Source organism: Bartonella sp. W8167, assembly GCF_016100335.1.
Taxonomy (GTDB): Bacteria; Pseudomonadota; Alphaproteobacteria; order Rhizobiales; family Rhizobiaceae; genus Bartonella; species Bartonella apis.
The window spans coordinates 129606-156152 of sequence record NZ_JACFSQ010000003.1 but is presented as its reverse complement, the minus strand read 5'-3'; the positions used below and the strand labels follow the sequence as shown (position 1 = coordinate 156152).

At 47.0% G+C, this 26547-nt stretch carries 24 protein-coding genes; 4 read left to right on the top strand and 20 right to left on the bottom strand.

Going from position 1 to position 26547, the window contains the following annotated elements; translation table 11 throughout:
* Window positions 1-15 precede the first annotated feature (15 nt).
* Window positions 16-552, bottom strand: a complete 537-nt coding sequence (gene hpt, locus H3V12_RS09425; RefSeq protein WP_075869899.1) for a hypoxanthine phosphoribosyltransferase — start codon at window positions 550-552, stop codon at window positions 16-18.
* Between the two features lie 245 nt (window positions 553-797).
* Between hpt and ftsE the strand changes: the two genes are divergently transcribed.
* Genes ftsE through H3V12_RS09410 form a run of 3 tightly spaced genes read left to right on the top strand, consistent with a single transcriptional unit; the run spans window position 798 to window position 3098 of the window.
* The gene (gene ftsE, locus H3V12_RS09420; protein ID WP_075869379.1) at window positions 798-1457 is read left to right on the top strand and encodes a cell division ATP-binding protein FtsE; all 660 of its coding nucleotides are present in this window, start codon (window positions 798-800) and stop codon (window positions 1455-1457) included.
* Window positions 1450-2424 (top strand): ABC transporter permease, encoded by a 975-nt coding sequence (locus tag H3V12_RS09415; protein WP_210326425.1) that lies wholly within the window; start codon window positions 1450-1452, stop codon window positions 2422-2424. The genes ftsE and H3V12_RS09415 overlap by 8 nt, the downstream gene beginning before the upstream one ends.
* A 2-nt stretch (window positions 2425-2426) precedes the next feature.
* Window positions 2427-3098: a YdcF family protein gene (locus H3V12_RS09410; protein WP_198214465.1), complete on the top strand. Its 672-nt coding sequence runs from the start codon at window positions 2427-2429 to the stop codon at window positions 3096-3098.
* A gap of 85 nt (window positions 3099-3183) precedes the next feature.
* Here the strand turns inward: H3V12_RS09410 and ybaK are convergent, their stop codons facing one another.
* The 10 genes from ybaK to H3V12_RS09360 form a co-directional block, all read right to left on the bottom strand.
* Complete coding sequence (gene ybaK, locus H3V12_RS09405) at window positions 3184-3657, bottom strand: Cys-tRNA(Pro) deacylase (protein WP_198214464.1); 474 nt, start codon at window positions 3655-3657, stop codon at window positions 3184-3186.
* Window positions 3658-3712: 55 nt separating this feature from the next.
* Complete coding sequence (locus tag H3V12_RS09400; RefSeq protein WP_198214463.1) at window positions 3713-5692, bottom strand: MacB family efflux pump subunit; 1980 nt, start codon at window positions 5690-5692, stop codon at window positions 3713-3715.
* A gap of 3 nt (window positions 5693-5695) precedes the next feature.
* Entirely contained in the window at window positions 5696-6895 is a 1200-nt protein-coding gene (locus H3V12_RS09395; protein WP_198214462.1) for an efflux RND transporter periplasmic adaptor subunit, read from the bottom strand.
* Window positions 6892-8382 carry an efflux transporter outer membrane subunit gene (locus tag H3V12_RS09390; protein ID WP_198214461.1) on the bottom strand — a complete coding sequence of 497 codons (1491 nt, stop codon included), beginning with the start codon at window positions 8380-8382 and terminating at the stop codon, window positions 6892-6894. Before H3V12_RS09390 ends, H3V12_RS09395 begins: the two co-directional genes overlap by 4 nt.
* Before the next feature lie 145 nt (window positions 8383-8527).
* Complete coding sequence (locus H3V12_RS09385) at window positions 8528-9334, bottom strand: exodeoxyribonuclease III (RefSeq protein WP_198214460.1); 807 nt, start codon at window positions 9332-9334, stop codon at window positions 8528-8530.
* Between the two features lie 396 nt (window positions 9335-9730).
* Window positions 9731-10381 (bottom strand): outer-membrane lipoprotein carrier protein LolA, encoded by a 651-nt coding sequence (locus H3V12_RS09380; RefSeq protein WP_198214459.1) that lies wholly within the window; start codon window positions 10379-10381, stop codon window positions 9731-9733.
* 84 nt (window positions 10382-10465) lie between these two features.
* Window positions 10466-12907, bottom strand: coding sequence for a DNA translocase FtsK (locus H3V12_RS09375; RefSeq protein ID WP_198214458.1), 2442 nt, complete (start codon window positions 12905-12907; stop codon window positions 10466-10468).
* Between the two features lie 161 nt (window positions 12908-13068).
* Window positions 13069-14238 (bottom strand): ammonium transporter, encoded by a 1170-nt coding sequence (locus H3V12_RS09370; RefSeq protein ID WP_246787553.1) that lies wholly within the window; start codon window positions 14236-14238, stop codon window positions 13069-13071.
* A 335-nt stretch (window positions 14239-14573) separates the two neighbouring features.
* Window positions 14574-14912 (bottom strand): P-II family nitrogen regulator, encoded by a 339-nt coding sequence (locus tag H3V12_RS09365; protein ID WP_075869389.1) that lies wholly within the window; start codon window positions 14910-14912, stop codon window positions 14574-14576.
* A 585-nt stretch (window positions 14913-15497) separates the two neighbouring features.
* Window positions 15498-16370 carry an acyl-CoA thioesterase II gene (locus tag H3V12_RS09360; RefSeq protein ID WP_075869390.1) on the bottom strand — a complete coding sequence of 291 codons (873 nt, stop codon included), beginning with the start codon at window positions 16368-16370 and terminating at the stop codon, window positions 15498-15500.
* A gap of 106 nt (window positions 16371-16476) precedes the next feature.
* Here H3V12_RS09360 and H3V12_RS09355 point away from each other — a divergent pair, with 106 nt between their 5' ends.
* A complete protein-coding gene (locus H3V12_RS09355; RefSeq protein WP_198214456.1) occupies window positions 16477-17718 on the top strand; it encodes a ubiquinone biosynthesis hydroxylase in 1242 nt (413 codons plus the stop codon).
* Window positions 17719-18417: 699 nt separating this feature from the next.
* Here H3V12_RS09355 and H3V12_RS09350 read toward each other — a convergent pair.
* The 9 genes from H3V12_RS09350 to rimM form a co-directional block, all read right to left on the bottom strand.
* A complete protein-coding gene (locus H3V12_RS09350; protein WP_075869393.1) occupies window positions 18418-19197 on the bottom strand; it encodes a succinate dehydrogenase iron-sulfur subunit in 780 nt (259 codons plus the stop codon).
* A gap of 15 nt (window positions 19198-19212) precedes the next feature.
* Window positions 19213-21057, bottom strand: a complete 1845-nt coding sequence (sdhA, locus tag H3V12_RS09345; protein ID WP_075869394.1) for a succinate dehydrogenase flavoprotein subunit — start codon at window positions 21055-21057, stop codon at window positions 19213-19215.
* 5 nt (window positions 21058-21062) lie between these two features.
* Window positions 21063-21449, bottom strand: coding sequence for a succinate dehydrogenase, hydrophobic membrane anchor protein (gene sdhD, locus H3V12_RS09340; protein ID WP_198214455.1), 387 nt, complete (start codon window positions 21447-21449; stop codon window positions 21063-21065).
* Window positions 21450-21465: 16 nt separating this feature from the next.
* Window positions 21466-21867: a succinate dehydrogenase, cytochrome b556 subunit gene (sdhC, locus tag H3V12_RS09335; RefSeq protein WP_075869396.1), complete on the bottom strand. Its 402-nt coding sequence runs from the start codon at window positions 21865-21867 to the stop codon at window positions 21466-21468.
* Window positions 21868-22398: 531 nt separating this feature from the next.
* A complete protein-coding gene (locus H3V12_RS09330; RefSeq protein WP_198214454.1) occupies window positions 22399-22866 on the bottom strand; it encodes a GNAT family N-acetyltransferase in 468 nt (155 codons plus the stop codon).
* A 124-nt stretch (window positions 22867-22990) separates the two neighbouring features.
* Entirely contained in the window at window positions 22991-24400 is a 1410-nt protein-coding gene (leuC, locus tag H3V12_RS09325; RefSeq protein ID WP_198214453.1) for a 3-isopropylmalate dehydratase large subunit, read from the bottom strand.
* A 208-nt stretch (window positions 24401-24608) separates the two neighbouring features.
* Window positions 24609-25070 carry a 50S ribosomal protein L19 gene (gene rplS / locus H3V12_RS09320; protein ID WP_075869399.1) on the bottom strand — a complete coding sequence of 154 codons (462 nt, stop codon included), beginning with the start codon at window positions 25068-25070 and terminating at the stop codon, window positions 24609-24611.
* Between the two features lie 177 nt (window positions 25071-25247).
* Window positions 25248-25946: a tRNA (guanosine(37)-N1)-methyltransferase TrmD gene (trmD, locus tag H3V12_RS09315; protein ID WP_075869400.1), complete on the bottom strand. Its 699-nt coding sequence runs from the start codon at window positions 25944-25946 to the stop codon at window positions 25248-25250.
* On the bottom strand, window positions 25946-26494 hold the full coding sequence (rimM, locus tag H3V12_RS09310; RefSeq protein WP_198214452.1) for a ribosome maturation factor RimM: 549 nt from the start codon (window positions 26492-26494) through the stop codon (window positions 25946-25948). Before rimM ends, trmD begins: the two co-directional genes overlap by 1 nt.
* Window positions 26495-26547: the final 53 nt, after the last annotated feature.

Below are 26547 nucleotides of genomic sequence, written 5' to 3'. Positions count from 1 at the left end.
AAATTTTTTCGCCATTCATTTTTCGATCACACCGACAAAAGGTAATTGCCGAAATGCGTGTCCGGCATCCATTCCATAACCGACAACGAACTGATCCGGACAGGAAAAGCCTACAAAATCGGCCTCGATATCGGCTTTGCGGCGCATTGCTTTATCAAGGAGGGCTGCAATGAAAATGCGCCCCGCCCCGCGATTTCTCAAAAGATCGCGCACAAATTTGAGTGTTTTTCCTGATTCCAGAATATCGTCAATCAACAAAATATCACGCCCTGTAATATCGCTATCAAAATCATGAAGAAGTTTGATTTCTCCACTTTCCTGACCGGCGCCATAGCTTGAAATTGTGATAAATTCGACTGACGAGCTTACACCAACGCGGTGAAGCTCCCTTATAAGGTCAGCGGCAAAAATAAACGAGCCTTTTAAAACCGGCAGCACCAACAGATTTTGCGGCCTCTTAGCTGCAATTTCGCTTGCTATGACACGGTTGCGTTTTGCAATATCCTCTTCAGAAAAAAGAACTTCAATCGACTTTCCATCAATAACAGGCATTTTATGATCCATATAAAAATTTATGGTTGCGGCCTAACACAGACATTCGCGCTAAGAAAGCTTTTGACGACAATAAATTTTAACCGCGACTTAACCATATTCGTTAAGGATAGGAAAAATAAGGTTATCCGGTCAAGGTTTCCAAGGTGCCTTTATATGATCGGAAAAGTTGTCTTTAAAGGAAATGGCGGCCGACAAGGCCATGCCGGATTAACATTCGTGCGGGAAGAACAGGTAATTTAAGAGTGATTCGTTTCGAAAATGTAGGCTTGCGTTATGGCATGGGGCCGGAAGTCCTCCGTGATATAAGCTTTTATATTCCGCACGGATCATTCCAGTTTTTGACCGGGCCATCGGGGGCCGGCAAAACCACCCTGCTGCGTTTGATGTTTCTGGCATTAAAGCCGACGCGCGGTCTTATCAACATATTCGGTCACGATACTGCACTTTTAAAACGACAGGATATGCCAAAATTACGCCAGAGGATTGGTATTGTTTTTCAGGACTTCCGGCTGCTTGACCATATGACAACCTATGAAAATGTTTCACTTCCCTTACGTGTAAGAGGCCGTGAGGAAGCAACCTATCGGGCCGAGGTCGAAGAGCTTCTTCAATGGGTGGGGTTGGGTGAGCGTATGGATGTATTGCCGCCGGTTCTTTCCGGCGGTGAAAAACAGCGTGTGGCAATAGCCCGCGCATTGATTGACCAGCCGGAAATATTGCTTGCCGATGAACCGACAGGTAATGTCGACCCTGTCCTTGCTCGCAGATTGTTGCGGCTTTTTATCGAGCTTAACCGTTCGGGCACAGCTGTGATTATTGCAACCCACGACGTCAATCTGATGGAACAGGTTGATGCGCGTCGCATGGTATTAAATGATGGAAGGCTTGAACTTTATGACTGAGCTTTCATCACCGCAAAACCCGACAAGGTTCTGGCCAAAGAAAAATGCTCCTGCACAAACTTCGATCGTACCTGCTTCCGACGTTGCCGGGCAAGCACTTGTTGTTGTCATTGCGATAATGACATTCCTTGCCTCTCTTGCAATTGGCGGTGTCGATCTCATTGCCTATTCCGCACATAATTGGGAAAGCCAGATATCACGCGAAGCAACAATTCAAGTCCGGCCGACTGACGGTCTCGATATCGAAAAAACACTGAATTATGCTGTCGAACTTGTGAAAGGGTTTCAAGGGGTGAAGTCGGCGAAAATCATCGACCGTACTCAAACCGAACGGCTACTCGAACCCTGGATCGGGACGGGACTGGAATTGAAAGAACTTCCCGTTCCCCGTCTTATTGTCGTGACGCTTGATGATACCAATACCGCCGATTTCGGCATGATCAGCGATGCCATTGCGACACAAGTACCCGGTGGCAGTTTTGATGACCACCGCAACGCGATTAACCGGCTTGTCACAATGGCAAATGCAACAATTATTATCGGTCTCGTCATATTGGCACTCGTCATTTCTGCCTTGACACTCACAATCATATTTGCAACACGCAGTGCCCTTTCAGCCAATCAGCACATTGTCGAAGTGTTGCACTTTATCGGCGCCGAATCAGGTTTCATTGCCCGCCAGTTCGACTTTCATTTTTTCAAAACCGGTTTCAAAGGTGCTCTTCTGGGGGGGGTGTCAGGTGTTATCGTTTTCCTTGCGTTTTCGTTGTGGACGCGTTTTACCGCGGGCACTGCGGGAAGCGATCAGGCTTCTGCACTATTCGGCCGTTTCAGTCTCGGCCTTGCAAGTGATATCAAAATTTTCATATTGATCGGTTTCGTAGCACTTTTAACCATGATAACGAGCCGCCTGACAATTTTGAGCCAATTAAAATCCATCGACCGCAGGGAAAGTGATCTGTTCTGACGATGAGCGAATACACCTTATATGCACAATTGGCTGATCCCGAGCAGAAGCAAAAAAAGCTTCGCCAGATCAGATTGCTGCGTTGGAAAAGGCGTTTTTTCAAACATCTTCCTCCGGTCAGTATCTTTATACTCGTTTGTATTATCCTGTTCGGTGCCGGTTTTTTCTATTTCAGCGAAAAAGTATATCGCCTTGTTCCACCCGATCCGTTAGTTGAAGCGGATGGAATTATTGTATTAACTGGTGGCGAACGGCGGGTAGAGGCAGGTGTTGGCCTGCTTGCCAAGGGATTGGGTAAACGGTTATTGATCAGCGGTGTCAATCCGTCGACCAATAAGCAGGCTTTGATCCGCGTCACCCATAGTGATCCGCAACTTTTTGAATGTTGTGTCGATCTCGGCCGTGAAGCAATCAATACAATCGGCAATGCGGAAGAAGCCACAGACTGGATTAAAAAAAACCATTATCAAAAGGTTTATGTCGTCACCAACGACTATCACATGCCACGATCTTTGCGTGAACTGAACCGGTTGATGCCGGATATCAACTTTATCGCCTATCCAATCAGCGAAGGAGCCGGCGAACAAAGTCTGCTTAGGCAATTGGGCGAATTACGACTGCTTGCAAGCGAATATATCAAATTCATCGGCGCCGAACTGCGCGCCTATCTATGATAGTCCGAAGCAATTTCCCCTTCGGGCATACCTTTCATGCAAGTTGAAAAAGCTTCAGGATTTAATGGCCACAGACTATTGTCATTCAGCGCTTGAAATCGGCAACTTTTGCCGAAATGACATCAATTGCATCCTTGGGACGCATTTTCACCTGAAAACCGCGGCCACCACCATTGATATAAATTTTATCAAACAATTCGGCCGTTTTCTCGAAAACCGTCGGTAAATGCCGCCTTTGCCCGAAAGGCGAGATACCGCCAACCTTGTAGCCGGTGAGTTTTTCGGCTTCCTCGACGCTCAACATTTCGGCATGTTTTCCACCAAAGGCGGCGGCAAGTTTTTTCATATTGGCTTCCTGATCGGATGGCAAAACTGCAACATGGGGCTTACCGTCAACGCTGACCATCAGTGTTTTGAAAACGGTTTCCGGATCAGCCCCGACAGCTTCTGCCGCTTGCATTCCCACACGATCGGCATGCGGATCATATTGATAAGTGATAAACTCGTATTCGATTTGATTATGATCCAGAAAGGCTGTTGCCGGAGTGGTTTTTGACACTTTAGACTTCCTTCTAATTCTATTTTTATCAAAGCATCCATTCGATCAAGACAAACTAGTCGCGCGATAAAGCGGCAACGGGGTCAAGTTTAGAGGCATTGCGTGCAGGCAGAAAACCGAAGCCGATGCCGATAAGTGTGGAAAAAACAAAAGCTATAATAATCGAACCTGTCGAGTAAACAAGTTTAAACGGTGCGCCGCTTACTGCAAAAATCCACCCGACCGAAAGACCAAGCAAAATCCCCAAGGCACCACCAATCAGACAAACAAGGACAGATTCTATCAGAAATTGCTGGAGAATATCACTCTGTCGTGCTCCCACAGCCATACGCACACCAATTTCATTGATACGCTCCGAGACTGTTACAAGCATGATATTCATTACACCGATGCCGCCGACCAGAAGTGAAATCAACGCAATGGATGCAACCAGCAAAGTCAAAACCTGTGTACTTGCAATAACCTGTTCACGAAATTCTTCGGAATTGCGAATGAAAAAATCTTCTGTGCCATGCCGCATAATGAGAAAGCGTTTAACCGCGGCCTCCGCCAAACGTGAATCAACATTATCGGCAACTTTAAGGGTAATCGAACGAACGGTCTTATTGCCAAGAAAACGTGTCTGCACAGTGGTATAAGGCAAATAAAGTTGCAAAGTGTCGGAAGGCGGCCCCATTTGCTGCAATTCGATTACGCCGACAATACGGGTAGGAACTTTGCCGACCAGAACGACCTGTCCGATCGGACTTTCGTGGCTATCGGGAAAAAGTGTTGGCACAGCCTGCTTTTCAACCACCAGATCGGTGGCACGTGAAGCCACACTTTCGGAATCGAATAGGCGCCCTTCAACGAGTTTTGCCCCTTGTGCTTTGAAATATTGGTCGCTCACGCCATAAACGGTCACATTGGATTCGATCGAACCATAGCGGACAGTGGAAGATGTTGTAACACTCGGAGTGACTGCATCGGCATAAGGTTGTTCGGAAAGTGCTGTTGCATCGGAATCGACCAATGTTGTGACTTTGCCCGATCGCATATCGGCAAAGCTCTTTCCGGCAAAGATATTCAATGTATTGCTTCCCAGGCTATTGATGTTTTCAAGAATCTGTTTTTGCGTACCATTTCCCAAAGCAACCATGGAAACAACCGCTGCTATACCGATAATCACCCCGAGCATCGTTAAAAATGTGCGCATACGATGCGCATTCATTGACAACAAAGCCATACGGAAAGCTTCATGAAAGCGGTCAAGAAAGGATCTCAACATTCCGATTTTTTTGTTGCTGACAACTTCGGTTGCAACTTCGTCGGCATGGCCGGTGGCTACTTCTGTCGGGCGGTTAGGGTTATCCGACAAAATCTCCCCGTCGCTGATTTCAATAATCCGTTCTGCTTTTTTGGCCACCGACATATCATGCGTCACAATGATGATTGTGCGCCCTTCTGCGTGGATTTCCTCCAGAATGCGCAAGACTTCTTCACCGCTATGGCTATCAAGTGCTCCCGTCGGTTCGTCGGCAAGGATAACCTCGCCATTATTCATCAATGCGCGGGCAATCGAAACACGTTGCTGTTGACCACCGGAAAGTTGCCCCGGCCGATGGGTGATGCGTTCGCCCATACCGAGACGTTGTAACAGGGCAGTCGCACGCCTTTCCCTTTCATGGGGAGAACGTCCGGCATAAATGGCCGGAATTTCGACATTATCAAGCGCTGTCAATTCACCAAGCAAATGATAACGCTGGAAAATAAAACCGAAATGATCACGACGAAGAGCAGAAAGTTCATCAGCGGAAAGTTGCGAGGTTTCTTTACCTGAAATTTTGTAACTTCCCGAACTTGGCCGATCAAGACAGCCTAGAATATTCATCAAGGTCGATTTGCCCGAACCCGATGCGCCGACAATTGCCACCATCTCGCCGCGATAGATAGTGAGATTAAGGCCTTTCAGGACACGCACACTGGTTTCGCCCGCGGGAAATTCGCGTACGACATCTTTCAAAACAATGACCGCATCTTTGTGAGTGTTTTCCATTGATCAGAACGGCCCCATCCGGTGACGGCTTCCGGATGCAGAAGGCATGGTGCCGTTGCTGACGCCGGTTACAACCGTTTCGCCTTCTTCCAGTCCTGATATAACCTCGACCATCACTTTATTATTCAGTCCGGTTTCAATGTTGCGGGCTTCAAGCTTGCCGTTTTTGTCAAGAACATTGACCACCGCTTTTTTGCCCGAAACATCATTCAATGCATCACTCGGTATAAGCAGCACTTTTTCGGCGCGCCCCAGAATAATATGGACTTCCGCTGTCATATAAGTGCGCAAAACTCCATCATCATTCGGAACATTGAATGTGCCATTATAATAAATGGCCTGTGAAGTCGACGAGCTTGAAGAAGCCGTCGAGGATGAATTGAAGCTGATATCATTACGGATGGATTCCGGTGCCGGTTCGATTTTTTCCAACCGGCTTTCATAGCGCCGCGTACGATTGCCTAAAACATTGAAATAAAGGTCCTGACCGGGTTTGACATTGATAACATCGGCTTCGGATATTTCGGCACGAACAGTCATGACCGACAAATCACCAAGAATAACAATTGTCGGTGCCGATTGTACCGCGTTGACGTTCTGGCCTTCCTGAACGACGGTGGCAAGAACTGTACCATCGGAAGGTGCCGTTACACGCGTATAACCGAGATTGACTTTGGCTGTCTCGACATCAACTTCCGCCTGTACAATCTGGGCTTTCAACTGGTCGATCTGTGCGGCACGGATTTTGACTTGCGCATCGGCATCATCGAAATCGGCTTTGGAAACCGCATGCGAAGAGATCATGTTTTGCTGGCGGTTCATATTTTGTTTGGCAAGAACAAGTTGCGCTTCCTGCTCGGCGAGTTTTCCGCGGTAATTGGCGAGAGCTGCTTCCTTGCTTTTCAAATCGTTTGTCTGGGTTGTCGGATCGATTTCGGCAAGTAAATCACCCTGTTTGACAATGCTTCCGGGCTTTACTTTCATCGAAACAATACGACCTGTTGCGCGTGCACCAACAGCAACCAGCCGGTGCGGCTTGATTGTACCGTTGGCAAGAACGCTGACCTCGATATCTCCTTTTTTGACCTTCGACGTCATATAGGTTGGCGCAGTCGTCGAAAAAAACGCCGAGTGAATAAATATCAAAAGCACGATCAGTGCAATCACAGCAATAATAATGGTGACTGTTTTTTTTGCTTTCATCGCGTTTTGCTCTCTGTTTCAACTTTTCTGATGTGCGGCCCTGTATAACCGTCGACAATTTCCGGCTTCGTATCGTCTACCGCGCCATCCCATCCACCACCTAAAGCTTTCATGAGTGAAATATAGTCCTTGGTAATCAATACCCGACTTTCAATAAGCGACTGTTCGGATGAATACTGCGACCGCTCGGCATTCAACAGTTCAAGAAAACTGGTATTGCCGCTTTGGTAAAGCGAACGGGACAAGCTTAGTGCCTTGGCGTAAGAATTGGCGGCAATGGCAAGTTTTGCCGAGCGCTGTCTTTCTTTGCTCATCGACACAAGTGCATTCTCGACATCTTCCAATGCCGTCAACACGCTGCTTCGATAATTGATAAAAGATTGGTCACGCTGGGCACGGGCAACCTCGACAGCTGCAATTCTCTGCCCACCTTCAAAAATCGGTATACTCAAGCCCGGTCCCGCCGACCAGCTGATTGAAGAACTTTTCCCAAGCTCTCCCGGTTGGGTGGCAGAGGTTGAAATATTGCCGGTCAACGTCAAAGACGGATAACGGTCGGCCTCCTTCTGGCCGACGCGAGCTGTTGCCTGCGCATATTGGCGTTCAGCCAGCCGAACATCCGGACGTGTCAGCAGAATATCGGCAGGAACGCCCGCCGGTATCGGCCATTTCGGTTCAGGAATTTTACCCGTCTTTGCCATTATATCATCAAGAGCTATCGGGCTTTGACCTGTTAAAACAGACAAACGATGGATCGTGATTGCCAGATTGGCTTGCATCTGCGGAATACCGGCTTCGGTAGTGGCAGCCTGTCCTTCGGCATTGGATACATCAAGCTGGGAAACCGCGCCGGCGGCAAATTTATCTTTGGTCAATTGTGCCGTACGCCGTTGGGCAATCGCGGTGCGTTGGGCAAGTGCTATCTGTTGTTGTAGCCCGCGTATTTCCGCGTAATTGGTTGCAACATCTCCAATGAGGGTAAGCATTGTTGCGCGCATATCTTCTTTGGCGCCATCAAGCCCGTATTTTGCCGCCTCGACTGCCCGCCGGTTGGCGCCGAAAAGATCAATCTCCCAACTTGAATCAAGCCCACCACGATACTGGCTTCGTTCCGGTCCCCCTGCCGATTTATTCCGGTTGGCCGAAGCAGAGCCGTCTATGCTTGGCAATAATGTTCCGGTTGTCTGCCACAAAGTTGCTCTTGCTTCACGCACCCTTGCTTTTGCCGACTGGACATCATTGTTACCAGCAATCGCATCAGACACGAGCTTATCAAGCAACGGATCATTGAACCGCTGCCACCAGTCGGCAAGTTCCGGCGGTGCTGAAGGCGTTTCACGTGAATCGGCACTCCACCTGGAATGAAGCTTGAAAACCGGCTTTTGATAGTCAGGTCCGACAAGGCAGCCCGAAAGCAAAAAAAAGCCCGTAAGCACAGCCAAAGAAAGAGTTGATCGGCCGACAGTTTGCAAACGGCGTTTCTGCATTATTTTCCTGCTCCGATCGAAAAGCCATATAGCCAGACAAACGTTTTATCGCGCTTCTTATTCCATAAACTGCAATGAAAATCCCGTGAAATTTTGTTCATGTTCAATCAAATTCAACAAGCGAGAAGAAACAATGACGGCTTTTTCATGAAAGGTCGAAATGCATGATAACCGGCACATGATCGGACGGTTTTTCCATTCCTCTTGCCTCAGTCAATATGTCCATTTCTTGCATATGTGGTACAAGATCGGGAGATGACCAGATATGATCCAGCCTGCGCCCGCGATTGGACGAGGCCCAATCTTTGGCCCGATAGCTCCACCATGTGAAAATCTTTTGCGGTTCGGGAATTTTCTTGCGCATAAGGTCGACCCACCCGCCTTGAGAACAAAGTTCAATCAATGTTCTGGTTTCTATCGGCGTATGGCTGACAATTTTCAAGAGTTGTTTATGCGACCAGACATCATTTTCATAAGGTGCAATATTGAGGTCTCCGACGAGAATGCTTGAAAGCCCGTCGCCCATATCGGCTTTGATAGCTTTCATTTCTTCCAAAAAATCGAGCTTATGACGAAATTTCGGATTGATCTCGGGGTCCGGTTCATCTCCACCCGCGGGAACATAGAAATTATGTATGCGGATATGTTTGTTACCCGCCTTTATGACAACCGCAACATGCCGGCAATCATGCTTGTTGCAGAATTCTTTTTTTTCGACCTCCTCGAATGGCCGCAACGATAGAGTTGCAACACCGTGGTAACCTTTTTGTCCATGAACAGCTATGTGTTCATATCCGGCCGCACGAAAAGCTTTATAGGGAAATTTATCATCCGGACATTTGGTTTCCTGCAAACACAAAATATCCGGTTTTTCTTGCTGCAAAATTTGCAGAACAAGCGGCAAACGCAAACGAACCGAATTGATATTCCATGTAGCAATTGAAAAACTCATCAAACTCATACCTTGATTGAAATTTAGCAGTTGTGAGTTCTTTAAGCGCAAAAGGAGACAAAATCCAGTTTTAGCCAAGTCGGCATTGTTTCCTGAATTTTCTTGACCGGAAGCAGGCTATGAATTCCGCCAATTTCGGAAAATTATTTCCCCGACAATGAGGCACTTTGCCAAACAAATATAACTTTTAATAAATCAATATAACGAATCTGTCTAAAAATTTATATTCATTAAATTAAAATATTAAAACAGAAAAATTAAAATAAAAAATTAATTTAATATTTAAATTAAAAATATTTCTATTTAAATAGATAAAAACAATTATACAAAAATCATGATAAATTTTATATAAAAAAGTTATGTATTTTGACTGATTTCGAATTTAAATTATCACAATTAATTTCCGTTTCTTTTCATAGAAATGCGTTGATAGGGAATATCGAACATCCCTTTGGCAAACCGCACACCGGTGCGAACATTGGTAATCTGAACAGTTGTCTCGAGATTTTGTTTATCGACAATGGTCCATTGCAAAAGTTCATAAGTCTTGGAGTCAAAGATCATACGGATTTGGCCTTTGCCCAATGTTTTATCGGCGAGAACAATTGTGGTTGACCCCTGATCCTGACTGACGTTTAGAAGTTTGCCGTCCGAAAGATCAATCTTCGTATCAAGCAACATTTTCATCGGCGTTTGTGACAATTGGTATAGATCCCAAGTGTCAAGTTTTCGATTGTTGATCGCGACAGACTTGCCGTCGGTAATGACACGCACCGGTGAATTTTTATAACTGAAACGGATTTTTCCCGGTCTTTCGAGATAAAACGTCCCTTCGGTCATTTCACCTTTCGGACTGAATTGGACAAAATCACCCGTCATTGTCTGTATTGCAGCAAAATGATTGGCAATATCCTGTGCATGCGCCGCCAAATTCGTATTCTGGGCGAACGCTGCCGGCATCGCTGTGGCCGATGTTGCGATCCCAGCTGTTGCAAGAGCAGCAGCAACGAAAAGACCTTTGAAAACGGAAGCACATTTTTTTGTCATTCATTATCTCCTGCATTCATCTTTGCAGTAACCTGTGGCATCACTATGACAGACGGCTTGTCAGCTGCTATCAGAAGTAAAATTTTAGAAATTTTCGCCCTCTTCGGGAACCAGAATTTCGCGTTTTCCGGCATGGTTGGCAGGGCTTATCAATCCCTCTGCTTCCATCCGTTCGACGATTGTTGCAGCACGATTATAACCGATCCCGAGACGGCGCTGGATATAGGAAGTTGAAACACGGCGATCTCTTAGAACAACAGCAACTGCCTGATCGTAGGGATCCTGCGAATCTTCAAAATGGCTCGTCCCACCGGAAACGTCATCAGCGTTGTCATCGTCACTTTCTTCGGTCACTGCTTCAAGGTAATCGGGGACGCCTTGGGTCTTCAAATGCTGGACAATCTGTTCAACCTCTTCATCCCCGACAAACGGTCCGTGCACACGCTGGATACGGCCGCCGCCCATCATGAAAAGCATGTCTCCCTGCCCTAACAGATGTTCTGCGCCCTGTTCACCAAGAATGGTGCGACTATCAATCTTGGACGTAACCTGAAATGAAATACGCGTCGGGAAATTCGCCTTGATTGTACCGGTGATAACATCGACAGATGGACGTTGCGTTGCCATAATCACATGGATACCGGCAGCACGGGCCATTTGTGCCAAGCGTTGGATAGCACCCTCGATTTCCTTGCCGGCGACCAGCATCAAATCTGCCATTTCATCAATGATGACAACAATATAGGGCATAGTTGTAAGATCGAGAGTTTCGGTCTCGTAAATCGGTTCGCCAGTTTCATGGTCAAAACCGGTTTGAACTGTGCGTGAAAGTTGTTCGCCCTTGCGTTCGGCTTCCTTTACCCGTTCATTGAAGCCGTCAATATTCCTGACACCGACTTTCGCCATCTTGCGATAGCGTTCTTCCATTTCGCGCACCGCCCATTTCAAAGCAACAACGGCTTTTTTCGGATCGGTAACAACCGGCGTCAAAAGATGCGGAATTCCGTCATAAACGGATAATTCCAGCATTTTCGGGTCAACCATAATCATCCGGCACTGCTCCGGCGTCATCCGGTAAAGAAGCGAAAGAATCATCGTATTGATTGCAACCGATTTACCTGAGCCGGTCGTGCCGGCAACCAAAAGATGTGGCATCTTGGCAAGATCGGCTATAACGGCTTCACCGCCTATTGTCTTGCCCAAAGCAAGTCCAAGCTTGGCTTTATTCTGGTAGAAATCTTGTGTTGCAATGATTTCACGTAAATAAACAATCTGGCGTTTCGGATTGGGAAGCTCGATGCCAATAACATTGCGCCCCGGAACAACTGCAACGCGAGCCGAAATGGCACTCATTGAACGGGCTATATCGTCGGATAAGCCGATAACGCGTGACGATTTGATACCTGGAGCCGGTTCGAATTCAAAAAGTGTTACGACCGGTCCTGAACGTGCGTTAATAATCTGTCCTTTGACACCGAAATCTTCCAACACACTTTCAAGCTGACCTGCTCTGTCCTTCAACGCTTCGGGTGTGAGAACATCGCTCTTGTCTACCGGTTCGGGTTCGGCCAAAAAGTCGACGCTCGGCAATTCAAATCCGTCGGTTTGTCTAGGGCTGGCTTTGCGTTGCGGCTCATTTTGAGGAATCTCTTCCTCTTCAACAAACGGCATTTCACCTTTCTCGTCAGAAGGTGCCGAAAAATCCGGTTCAACACGTCCCCGACCGGAATAACCGCTTACACGAACATCCGGCACTGGCGGGAACATAGGTTCCCTGCGATGGAAAATCCGGCCGATTTCTGCTCGCAACAAATAGAAAAGATGCATCGTTCCGCCAAGAACAGTCACTATCAGAGAGGCTCGTGCCGGCTCGTCATCATCATCCATCACCATGCACGTGTCCGACCTGCGTCTTCTGGATTTTGCTTTTTTCTTGAGGCTACGACGACCGACGACACCACCGGCAATGGCAGCTGTCCAGAATGCCAAGGGGCCGAAAATTGCAGCAATGATCGACGTCGAAACAACCGCGGGAAGTGAACCGAGAAACAGATAGGCGAAATTCAGAATTTTGTCGCCAAAAACTCCACCAAGCCCGATAGGCATTGGCCAATGCGCAAAAGGCGGCACCAGCGCGATAACACCGGAAAAACAGAATGCTGAAATCAGCCAGAAGAAAATCCGGTGTGCGAGCCTTCCTATGTCTTTCTGGGCAATAAGAAGAACTGCCCAAAAAAATGGCGGAAGAAGGGCTGCAACGCTTGCAAGCCCGAAAAATTGCATAGCGATATCGGCGAAAACAGCACCCGGCCACCCCATGACATTTGTAACCGGATTATCATTGGCATAGCTCAGGCAGGGATCTGCAACATTCCATGTTGCGAGAGCGGCCGCAGCAAGCCCGATCAACACCAAAATACCGATGCCGATAAACGAGCCGATCTGTCGGGAAAACATCTCCACCAGATGCGGGCTTTGGTAAGCTCCATCTGTTGTCAAATCAAAGGGGGATGAATCCTGATGCATAACCTAACCTGAAAAACCCAAAAATAATCGAAAGACAATTTTTAGGAGCGACTATAAAACGAGAGAGTTAACGGGCTATTAACCAATCGAAAAAACGACAGGCAAAATAAAAAGCCCGCTTTAAAAGCGGGCTTGGAATTTTACTTCTTTTTAAAAAGATTTTACTGGATTGTTTCACCGTGAAGGGAAATGTCCAGCCCCTCGATTTCCTGTTGTTTGGTCGGACGCAATCCGATTACGGCCTTAACGACATATAGAATAATGGTGGTTACAATGGCAGTATAGATAATGGCCACGAGAAGACCAAACCCCTGATTGAGCACAGAAACTTTCGTATAGGCTTCCTGATCAGTGAAGAAAATATCGGAAGCAAAATATCCCGTTAAAAGTGCGCCGATAACACCTCCCACACCGTGAACTCCGAAAGCATCGAGCGAATCGTCATATCCCAATGCACGCTTCACAAAGACTGCAGCAAAATAGCACACCGGTCCCGCAACAATGCCAATGATAATAGCGCCACCCGGTTCAACGAAACCTGCAGCCGGAGTAATGGCAACAAGTCCGGCAACTGCACCGGAAATAATTCCCAAAACCGAAGGCTTTTTGGATACGGCCCATTCGGCAATCATCCAGCACAAGGCCCCAGCAGCTGTTGCAATTTGCGTATTCAACATTGCAATGGCTGCAACTTTGTTGGCAGCACCCGCAGACCCTGCATTGAACCCGAACCAGCCAATCCATAAAAGCGAAGCACCAATCATCGAAAGTGACAGATTATGGGGTGCCATATTGACTGTCCGATATCCCTGACGCTTGCCAAGAACAATTGCGGTAATCAAACCGGCAACACCGGCATTGACGTGAATAACCGTACCACCGGCAAAATCGAGTACCCCGTCTTTTCCGAGGAACCCGCCACCCCAGACCCAATGGCAGATCGGTGCATAAACCAGAAGCGACCATAGCCCCATGAACCACAGCATTGCCGAAAACTTCATTCTTTCAGCGAATGCACCGGTAATCAATGCCGGTGTGATAATGGCAAAGGCCATCTGGAAAGCGACCCAAAGATAGGTCGGAAATGTTCCGTTAAGGTCATCAATAGAAATGCCTTTCAGGAACATTAGAGAAAAATCACCGTAATAGGGATTTTTTCCGGAAAAAGCGAAAGAATAGCCCGCAACAAACCAGATCACGCTGATCAGACAACATATTGCAAAGCTCTGCATCATTGTTGCCAGAACATTTTTCTTACGCACCATGCCGCCGTAAAAAAGGGCAAGCCCCGGAATTGTCATGAGCAAAACAAATGCCGTCGAAACAAGCATCCATGCTGTATCACCCGAATCGAGCTTTGCCGGAATTTCGGTTACAACTTCGGTTACCGTTTCAACTTCCTGCGCATAGCCCGCATTCGCTCCGATTAACGCAAACGCACCCGCCACTACCGGCGCCCATTTTTGAAAACTCTTCATAAAATCTCTCCATTCGGAAAAGAACGTGCACCACCTTCACTCTTCGCTACGTTCACTCATTTCAATCTGTAACAAGTTTCATGCCAACTGCTTTTCCTTGCCGTTTTCCCTGCACAAACACGCCTAGCTGTTGATCATTTATCTTTTATGCCTATTTTTTAGGCATTGTGCTTTTGAAAAGCTTTCCTTTAGAGAGCATTTTCATCGGTTTCGCCGGTACGTATGCGCAAAGTTCTATCAAGAGACCAGACAAATATTTTACCGTCGCCAATTTGTCCGGTTCGGGCTGCCTCGGTAATAACTTCAAGTACCCGATCAAGCTGGTCGCTAGGAACAACAACTTCTATTTTAATTTTGGGCAAGAAACTGATTGCATATTCGGCACCGCGATAGATTTCGGTGTGTCCTTTCTGGCGCCCGTACCCTTTAACCTCGGTAATGGTGAGCCCATCGATCCCCATACCTAAAAGAGCGTCTTTCACTTCATCAAGTTTGAATGGCTTTATAATTGCAGAAATGAATTTCATAGCTTGTCTTCTCCTCGAACTGGTTCGACCAAAAATAATCTGAAAATTTTCAACCACAGGATTAGCTATTCAAGGTTCATGCCAATTGAAGATCGGACACAAAAGAATTTTGAAAATAACGTTTTTCCCGACACCAAGAGGATATGGAAAAGAGAGCGATAACTCTTTTGATTTATCAAAATATAATAGTCGCTATTTTTCGCTTTACGCACGTAACAAGCTGCAATTGAACGGATTATGTTTCAGGAAAATTGCGAAAGAGAATTGTATACTTCGAGCTGAAGAAATATCGAATTTTCGAGAAAATAGATATTGCGAAACCGCATCTTCAAAACCGCTATAATGGCTGGAAAAATACTCAATATAAATATTTCATAAAATGATAATGATATAGAACCGGAAAAAAGCCGTTAGTCAGCGATATTTGTAACCGAATAGCAAAAATGGATAAGGCCTTATACGTCAAAACAAGATATCGTTTCTAGTGAGCTAAAATACCTGATAGCTGCACCAAGCCAAGAGATAAGGATGAACGCGGCATAATGAGCGAAAATTCCACTTCTGCCGCATTCAATTTTTGATCTGTTATGATTTTGGCTCCACAAGGCGGATAAGCCCTTCCTGTGCTACACTTGCAATCAATTTTCCGTCGCGGGTGTAAATATATCCTTCACTTAAACCGCGTGCTCCATGTGTATTCGGGCTTTCAATATCATAAAGCATCCAGTCATCAAGACTGAACGGACGATGAAACCACATGGAATGGTCGAGACTTGCCGGAATAAGACCGGGCGTGAAGATGGATAATCCATGAACAATCAGTGAGGTATCAAGCAACGTCATGTCGGAAAGATAAGCAAGCAGAGCGGAATTGAGACTTCTCGTACTGGCGACTTTTCCATTAAGTTTGAACCAGCAGCGTTGAACCGGCTGATGTTTGTCGCGCGTGAGATAATCTTCAAGATCAATCGGACGAATTAAAAATGGACGCTGCTCGTTCCAGTAGTTGCGGATATTTTCCGGTGCCGATTCAAGAATAGCTTGATCGATCGCATGTTCGCCACTCAATGTTTCGGGTTGCGGCAAATTTTTCGGCATCGGGCGTTGATAATCAAGCCCCGGCTCATCGACTTGAAAGGATGATGAAAAAGAAAGAATGGCAACGCCATTCTGCTTGGCAACCACACGCCGGACAGAAAAACTTCTTCCGTCGCGAAGTGGCTCAACCTCGTAAATAATTGGACGGTCCGGATCACCCGGGCGAATAAAATAGGCATGAAGCGAATGGATGAATCTGTCAGGAGCTACACTGCGATGGGCAGCAACCAGCGCTTGCGCGATAACATGGCCACCAAAAACACGCTGCCAACGCGAATTTCCGCTTTGACCGCGAAACAAATTCTGGTCAATTTTTTCTAAATCCAGTATGGATAAAAGATGTTGAAGTCGATCGGTCATGAGCCATATTCACTTAAACGATTACACGTAACCGGATAGGTGAAACAGGAAAGCAGATGATTGTCAACAACCGTCAAGCTGATAAAAACTTACGAAAGGAAGCCCTATGTCTTCTTCTGCAACCCCTACTGAAAAAGTTCTGGATCTCGTCATTGCAGGAGGTGCCTATGTCGGCCTTTCCTTGGCTGTTGCTGTCAAACAGGCTGTACCTTCCCTGAAAATAGCTGTAATCGACGCGGCTCCGAGGGATAGTTGGAAAACAGACCCGCGCGCTTCGGCAATTGCTGCTGCTGCCATTCGTATGCTTCGACAACTTCAATGCTGGGATGAAATAGAGTCATTATCACAACCGATCAACGATATGATCATTACAGACTCACGCAATAGTGATCCCGTGAGACCGGTTTTCCTCACCTTTGAGGGCAATGTCGCTCCGGGCGAGCCTTTTGCCTATATGGTTGAAAACAAATATTTGAATGCTGCACTTCATCGCCGTGCGAATGAACTGGAAATACCGGTTTTGGAAGAAGTAAGCGTCAGCAATTTTAGCAATAATGGTAACGAGATGCTTATTGATTTGAGCGATGGAAGTTCGTTGCAGAGCCGGCTTCTTGTCGCTGCCGATGGTGTGCGCTCTAAACTCCGTGACATTGCCGATATCAAAACTCTCTATTGGCCTTACGGCCAGATGGGGATTGTTTGCACAGTCGAACATGAGCGGCCACATAATGGACGCGCGGAGGAGCATTTTCTGCCCTCGGGACCTTTTGCTATTCTGCCATTAAAAGGCAATCGTTCTTCACTTGTCTGGAACGAGCGCGACAAAGACGCCAAGCGCCTGATGGATGCCGACGATATTGTTTTTGAAGCTGAACTTGAAGCCCGTTTCGGGCATCATCTCGGTGCTTTGAAACTTATTGGTGACAGACGCGCCTTTCCGTTCGGTCTCACTTTGGCAAGAAGCTTCGTCAAACCGCGTTTCGCACTTGCCGGAGACGCCGCCCATGGCATTCATCCGATTTCCGGGCAGGGATTGAATCTTGGTTTTCGCGATGTTGCAGCGCTTGCCCAGATTATTGTCGAAACTGCCCGCCTCGGCCTTGATATCGGTTCAAGTGTCGGATTGGAGCGTTATCAGGCATGGCGCAGATTCGAGACAGTTCGCATGGGAATAACAACGGATGTATTGAACCGTCTGTTTTCCAACGACATTTCGCCAATACGTTTGTTGCGCGATGTTGGTCTTGGTCTCGTTGAACGGATGCCGAAAATGAAAAATTATTTCATTCAGGAGGCGGCCGGAATTACTGACGGTTCTCCCAAACTTCTTTTAGGTGAAGCACTTTAGAGATGAGCCCCATCCCTTTTTATCAAATGCCGTAAAAAGCCGATCGGCTTTGTTATTGAGACCCGTTTAACCGTTTGAACATCACAACAATCGGATCTGATTACGAAAACGGGTCCGGTTGCAAAACCGAAATCTACAAGCGGAATAGCTGGCGAATCCGGATTCGCCTGATCCGTTGAGCTTTCAATCGGCGTCTTACGGTTCCTGAATTGTGTTTTTTCACTTTCCACCCTTCAACGTAATTCCGTTGTGACCCTGTTTATAACGATTTTGTTGGATAATTTTCCCCGATGCCTTATCGCTTTTCTCAGGAAGGCCTCCGTTCAATTCATTACATTTCAAGACAATGCGTATGTTTAAAGACATAAGAAATTGACCCGGGCGGCCTTCAAAACCAACAGGTGAAAGTGCGTATTACTCAACTAAATCTATGCCTGAAATGAGGTTACGGATGTTCATAGCAATACGGAAAATGACACAACTTCGAAAAATATATCTATATGTGTAACCGGTTACTCCGGCCCTTCATGAAAGGGAGTGACAACCTTAATTTTATAACCTGCACACAGGTTGGCTTTAAGCCGACGCTGCTTTTTAAAAAATTCTCATTTTCCAAAAATGTGGAAAATAGAGGTAAAATAAAAAGCCGTGTAAATTTTTACACGGCTTTTAAAAAAACAAAGTTCTGCAGCTTGATCGTTATACGCGCCGTTCAATCATCAATTTCTTGATTTCGGCAATAGCCTTGGCAGGGTTCAACCCCTTCGGGCATGTTTGCGCGCAATTCATGATGGTGTGGCAACGATAAAGCCGGAACGGATCCTCAAGGTTATCCAGACGTTCGCCCTTAGCTTCATCACGCGTATCGGCAATCCAACGATAGGCTTGCAGTAACACTGCCGGCCCAAGGTACCGGTCACCATTCCACCAATAGCTCGGGCAAGATGTCTGGCAGCAGGCACAAAGAATACATTCGTAAAGGCCATCAAGTTTCTGACGGTCTTCGTGACTTTGCAGCCATTCTTTCTCGGGCACCGGTGAAACGGTATGCAACCACGGCTCGATCGACCGATGCTGGGCATAGAAACGGTTAAGATCCGGAACAAGATCCTTTACCACCGGCATCGATGGCAAAGGATAAATCTTGATTGGATGCTTGACCTCATCCATGCCTGTAATACAGGCAAGGGTATTTGACCCGTCAATATTCATCGCACATGAACCGCAAATGCCTTCACGGCAGGAGCGACGCAATGTCAATGTCGGATCAACATTGTTCTTGATGTATAGAAGCCCATCAAGAATCATCGGCCCGCACGCATTGCGATCGACATAATAAGTGTCGAGACGCGGGTTCTGGTCGTCATCCGGCGACCAGCGATAAATGTGAAACTCGGTCAGTTTCGATGTATCAGCCGGCTTTGGCCAGACCTTACCCGGCTTGACTTGCGAATTCTTGGGAAGCGCCATATGAACCATTATCAGTATCTCCCCTTAGTAAACGCGCTTCTTAGGCGCAATTTTCTTGAGCGAAATGCCACCGTCTTCCTCTTTGGTTAACGGGTTGAGGTGGACACCGCGATAGGAAAGCGTAACTTTCCCGTCTTCAGACAAGCGCGAAAGCGTGTGCTTTCGCCAGTTCTTGTCATCACGCTCTGGGTAGTCCTCACGTGCATGAGCACCACGGCTTTCATGACGGGCTTCGGCAGAATAAACCGTCGAAATCGCATTGGCCATCAGGTTTTCCAATTCCAATGTTTCCATTAGATCGGAATTCCAGATAAGCGAACGGTCGGTTACTTTTACATCCGGCAATTCTTTCCAGATTTCCGAAATGCGTCGGCAACCTTGCTGAAGCGATTCTTCCGTACGGAAAACAGCAGCATCTTCCTGCATTGCGTGTTGCATTTTCTCACGCAACTTGGCTGTCGGTTTTGCTCCATTTGCATAACGGATCCGATCGAAACGATCCATGATCTTTTCAACCGCCTGCTCATTGATCGGCGGAATTTCCGATTTACGGTCAATAACCTCGCCGGCACGAATGGCGGCTGCGCGGCCGAACACCACAAGATCGATCAACGAGTTCGAGCCGAGACGATTAGCACCGTGTACCGATGCACATCCTGCTTCGCCAACGGCCATCAAACCGGGCTGGACACGATCCGGCTCATCATCCGTCGGGTTTAAGACCTCGCCGAAATAATTGGTCGGTATGCCGCCCATATTGTAGTGAACTGTCGGAATGACCGGTATCGGATCTTTCGTGACATCAACACCGGCAAAAATGCGGGCTGATTCAGAAATACCCGGCAGACGCTCATGCAAAATGGCCGGATCAATGTGGCTGAGGACAAGATAGATGTGATCTTTTTTAGGACCAACACCACGTCCTTCCCTTATTTCAATCGTCATACAACGCGAAACGACGTCGCGCGAAGCAAGATCCTTGAACGAAGGAGCATAGCGTTCCATGAAACGCTCGCCTTCCGAATTGATGAGGTAGCCACCTTCACCGCGGGCACCTTCGGTAATCAGACACCCCGAACCATAGATACCGGTCGGATGGAATTGAACAAATTCCATATCCTGCAACGGTAGACCGGCTCGGGCAATCATACCGCCGCCATCGCCTGTGCAAGTGTGAGCAGAGGTTGCCGAGAAATAAGCACGACCATAGCCACCTGTTGCCAGAACAACCATTTTTGCCGAAAAACGGTGGATTGTTCCGTCATCAAGATTCCAGGCAACAACGCCTGTGCAAACGCCGTCGGTCATAATGAGGTCGATTGCATAATATTCAACAAAGAATTGCGCATTATGCTTCAAGCTTTGACCATAAAGCGTGTGCAAAATAGCGTGCCCCGTGCGGTCGGCAGCTGCGCAAGTCCGCTGAACGGGCGGACCGGCTCCGAAATCTGTTGTATGTCCGCCGAACGGCCGTTGATAGATTTTACCATCTTCGGTACGTGAGAACGGCACACCATAATGTTCAAGTTCATAGACAGCCGCTGGTGCATTGCGCACAAGATATTCCATGGCATCCATATCGCCCAACCAGTCGGACCCCTTGATCGTGTCATACATATGCCACTGCCAATTATCCGGCCCCATATTGGATAGCGATGCAGCAATGCCGCCTTGTGCTGCCACAGTATGTGAACGTGTCGGAAAAACCTTGGTAATGCAGGCGGTTTTCAACCCCTGCTCGGCCATTCCAAGTGTTGCACGTAATCCGGAGCCGCCGGCACCAATAATGACAACGTCGAATTTATGGTCGACATAATGGTAGGCTTTTCCACTTTTCGTTGTGGAACTATTTGAAGAAGTGGTGACCATAGAGATCAACCTCCCAATGAAATTTTCAAAAGGGCAAGAAGCAGACCGGCACCAATCACGTAACAAAAGAACGTATTGAGTGCCAACATCAAAACACGCGTCGCTTCATTCGGAAGATAATCTTCCAAGATGACCTGCATACCCAGTTTCATATGATAAATACCGGAAAGAATCATCAAAGCCATCACGACAGCGACAATCGGATTTTCCAGTGTTGCGTGTACGGTTGCGTAATCCTTGCCAACGAGAGAGACAACAAGCACAATAAAAAAAATGAATAGCGGAACGTTGGCAAGAGCAGTCATACGCTGTGCCCAAAAATGGCTTGTTCCGGTATGTGCAGCTCCCCAGCCCCGAACTTTTTCGAGCTCTGTTCTGAAATCTTTTTTCATAAATATCTCCCTGCCATTAACGGACGCAATAACCGACGATCCAGATAAGAAGCGTCGCGATAATGGAAATAAAGACTGTTGCCCAAGCTGTTTTGGTCGCGCAATGCTTTTCAAGAAGATAGGTTCTCGTATCCCAGAAAAAATGCCGCACACCTCCAACAAGGTGATGAACAAGAGCCAATGTGTAAAGAAACAGAATGCAGCGCCCGATAAACGAGTTAAAAAAGCCGTTTACTGTTTCAAATGCCCCCTCACCCGAAGCAGCTGCCATCAACCATGCTGCAAGGAACAAAGTTCCAACATAAAGAGCACCTCCTGTAATACGGTGCGCAATAGACATTGCCATCGTAATAGGCCAGCGATAAATGCTGACATGCGGTGAAAGAGGACGCGTTTTTGTTGTTGTCGTATCTGTCATAGGCTTTCCTGACCTGGTTTTGACTGCGAAAATGGATAACCATCCCCGCCATTCCTCCCGTCTGTATTGCATTAACACTGCAAACAGGTTGGAAATAACTCTCAATGCATTGGAATGATAGTTTTCCTCCAATACTACAGGCCGGCCATTTCAGTTAGCGGATTAAAGGTCACACCCAAAAACAACCGAATGTTCTTTAGTCGAAACTATAGAACGTTATCTCTTCTAATGCGGATTTTACTCCACGTCAAAGCTCTAAAGCACATTCTTGTCATCAAATCATTGGGATTGGGAATAGTTTTTACCTTAAAACCTGTTTTAATCGTTTAAAAATATGATAAATATAGTCATATTTTACCTTATGGAAGCCCCGCTTTGGCGTTAAAAACATGAACTGATTCTCGTTTGTTGTTCCATTTACACAAACATTCCCCGAATAACAGAAAACCGTTTTGCATTTTCAAACAAAACGGTTTCCTTAAGTTTGTTTTGATTAATCAAAGCAACCGAAGCAAAAGAGCTTTAGCTGTCTCAGTCGAAACGGATGATATAGCCTGTCCAATCCCCTTTGACAGCAATCTGATCATAAAGCTTGCGTCCATCGTCGGGAACGCGGGGAGCATTCAAAATCAACTTTGTCCAGCCTCGCTCTTCGGCCTTATCGCAAAGCAGATCAATCATGGCTTTGGCAATGCCCTTACCCTGATAGGCATGATGGACATGGATGTGATCGACTTGTCCTGCCCGCAAGCCCGAAACAGGCTCGGGATGGTCATAAAAAATAACAAAGCCGACAAGCTCGCCATCAACATGTGCACCGAGTACTTCTGCCGTCCGGTCTTGTAATAACTGTTCGGCATAATACTCATCAGGACGACGTGGTGCGCCACGCTTCAATGCCTGGGTATAACTTGCAAGAAGAGGAGCAAGTAAACGTGCGTCATTCAAATGTAACAGGTTAATTGTGACATCATGCCGGTCTTCGTTATTGTCTGCCATAACACCCGAACTCCCTTTGGTGGCGTTTTAACTTCATTTATGTTTGTTTTAACTTCATTTATGTTTAAAGTGACTTGGTTAAAACGTAAAGGGTCGTTGTTTGAGCCTATGGTCTCTTACAATACTATTTCCAGTCTCTGACATCGACAAAATGGCCGGCAATTGCAGCCGCAGCCGCCATCGCTGGAGAAACCAGATGCGTACGCCCTTTATAACCTTGTCTACTTTCAAAATTACGGTTCGACGTGGAGGCACAGCGCTCTCCCGGCTCCAACCGGTCATCATTCATCGCAAGGCACATGGAACAACCGGGCTCCCGCCAGTCAAAACCGGCATCCTTGAAGATTTTATCAAGCCCTTCTTTTTCTGCCTGTTCCTTAACGAGACCTGACCCCGGAACAACCATTGCCGAAACGGTGGGAGAAACCTTTTTCCCTTTAACCATTGCGGCCGCCGCACGCATATCTTCAATACGTCCATTGGTGCAAGAACCGATGAAGACCCGATCAATCTTGATGTCGGTCATTTTCGTGCCAGCCTTCAGCCCCATATATTCAAGTGCACGCATTTTGGAAGCACGTTTAGTTTCGTCGGCAATCTCTTCAGGATCGGGAACAACGCCGGTAATCGGAACAACATCTTCCGGCGACGAGCCCCAGGTAACCGATGGCACAAGCTCGCTCGCGTCAAGTGTGACGACAGTGTCGTAATGGGCGCCTTCATCCGATTTCAGTGTTTTCCAATAGGCAATTGCTTTCTCCAGCATTTCACCCTTCGGTGCCCGCGGACGACTTTTGATATAATCAAAAGTGGTTTCATCCGGTGCAATCATACCGGCACGTGCACCTGCTTCAATCGACATATTGCAAACGGTCATCCGGCCTTCCATAGAAAGGCCACGTATTGCCTCACCGGCAAATTCTATAACATGTCCCGTGCCGCCTGCCGTACCGATTTTTCCGATAATAGCCAGAACAAGATCCTTCGCAGTTACGCCTTTCGGGAGGGTCCCGTTCACCTGTATCAGCATATTTTTGGATTTTTTCTGGATCAAAGTCTGTGTGGCCAGAACGTGTTCGACCTCGGACGTACCGATGCCATGGGCAAGAGCACCAAAAGCTCCATGTGTCGAAGTATGGCTATCGCCGCACACAATCGTCATGCCGGGCAGAGTAAAGCCTTGCTCGGGTCCTATGATATGGACAATACCCTGACGTTTGTCGTTCTGGTTAAAATATTCTATCCCGAATTCGGACGTGTTTTTTGCCAAAGCCTCGACCTGCGTGCGGCTTTGCTCGTTCTTGATGCCTTTCGCACGATCGGGAGATGTCGGAATATTATGATCGACAACCGCCAATGTCTTTTCCGGATGCCGTACGGCACGATGAGCCATGCGCAAGCCCTCGAAAGCCTGAGGACTGGTGACTTCATGGACAAGATGGCGATCAATATAGAGTAGGCATGTTCCGTCTTCCTGACGGTCTACAATATGATCTTCGAAAATCTTGTCATAAAGCGTACGCGGGGCACTCATTTTTTTGTCCTTGAATATTAAAAATTAAGCGTTTCCAACTTTCAAACGGGCCATTATTCGGCGATTGTTCCAAAAGTCAATGAACATGATATGAGATAAGAACGATCACACGATTTTGCAAAGCCCGCATCGAATTCCATAAAGAACCCGATGCAATAAAAAAGCGGCTTTAAAGCCGCTTTTATTTCATATCGAACCAGACCGGCTTTTATTCTGACTTATCACCAGATTCCGGTAGCGGTGCAGCAACTGTTTCAACAGTGACAGTTTCGGCTTCACCAGTGCTCGGAACATCAACCGACTTCTTGCGGTAGTCTCTTTTCTCGGAAATGCGGGCAGCTTTACCGGTAAGGCCACGCAAATAATAAAGCTTGGCACGACGTACATTACCGCGACGAACAACCTCGACACCCTCGACAAGTGGTGAATAAACGGGGAACACGCGCTCTACACCCTCGCCATAGGAAATTTTACGAACGGTGAATGTCTCGTTAAGACCACCACCCGAACGGGCAATGCAAACACCTTCATAAGCTTGAACACGGGTACGTGTTCCTTCAGTAACGCGAACCGAAACGCGAAGTGTATCACCGGCCTGAAAGGCAGGAAGTTTGCGCTTTTCTTCAATTTTTGCGCGCTGCTCGGCGTCGAGCTGTTGTATAATATTCATCTCATCAATCCTTCATGTTCTTCTCGAACAGTCAGAGCGCTCGACTCTTGCCCTCGAAACCTTGTTCCTTCGGCTATGCCTTGCGGCAGGAGCGGGTTCACCATCCATTAATTTCCGGATGCAGATGACGTACCATCTGAAAACGTGGTTTGCCCATACACTATCATTAAAACTGAATCAAGCTTTCCTGTTATTTTTCTCGTAAACCGAATAAAGATCCGGTCGTTTTAACCTTGTTATTTCTTCCGAACGGGTTTTACGCCAATTTTCTATTGCTTTGTGATTTCCTGATGTCAAAACTTCGGGAATTGATCTGCCTTCAAATATTTGCGGGCGTGTATATTGCGGATATTCAAGAAGCCCTGTCTCGAAACTTTCCTGTTCACCCGATTGACTGTTTCCCATCACACCGGGCAAAAGCCGCACAATCGAATCAAGTATAACGAGTGCTGCCCCCTCGCCACCGGATAAAATGTAATCGCCGATCGAAACCTCAATTAGATTTCTGGCTTCGATCACCCTTTCGTCCACACCTTCAAAACGGCCGCAAATAAGGGTGACACCCCCGCCATCTTTCAATTCATGTGCCATTTTCTGGTCAAAAGTGCACCCGCGCGGGCTCATCAATAAACGGGGATAACGATTGTCAACACTGTCAATGGCTTTCGCAAGCACATCGGGCTTCATAACCATTCCGGCGCCACCGCCTGCCGGTGTGTCATCCACACTATGATGACGGTCAGCCGCAAAATCCCTTATCTGGACTTTATCAAGCGACCAAATGCCGTTTTCCAGTGCACGACCAGCCATAGAATGGCCGAGAAACCCCGGAAACATTTCCGGATAAAGGGTAAGTACTTGTGCCTTGAAACTCATTATCCTTCCTCACGTTCCGGATTGGAATCATCCTCGACGAGACCTGCAGCCCGCCGATCAATGGCAATAAAACCCTGTCCGATATTGATTTCAGGAACCGCAGCCTTTGAAAATGGAATGAGTTTGAGCCCCTCACCTTCAATTTTCAGTTCAAGGATATCACCACCGCCAAAATCAAAGAATGCATTGACCTTGCCGATCATTCGGCCGGTCTCGTCTCTGACACGCAAACCGATAAGATCGGTCTGATAAAATTCGTCGTCTTCGAGATCATCCGGCAATTGTTGCCGATCGACATAAAGGGCTTTTCCATTGAGCGTTTCGGCACTGTTGCGATCGTCAATGCCTGAAAAATGGACAATAATGGCGTTGCCCGCTTTTCTTATATGTTCAATTTTGAAAGACATGCCATTTTCGTCGAATACCGTACCATAAGACGAAAGTCCGAGAGGATCGGCGGTAAACACCATAAGCTTTACATCACCTTTGATACCGTGGGCTGCCGCAATGGTTGCAAGACGCACCAAATTATTTTTGCTTTTTTCCATATAATTCTGCTTTTGCTCCAATTTACGGCTTTCGGCTCTTAAAAATCGGCTTT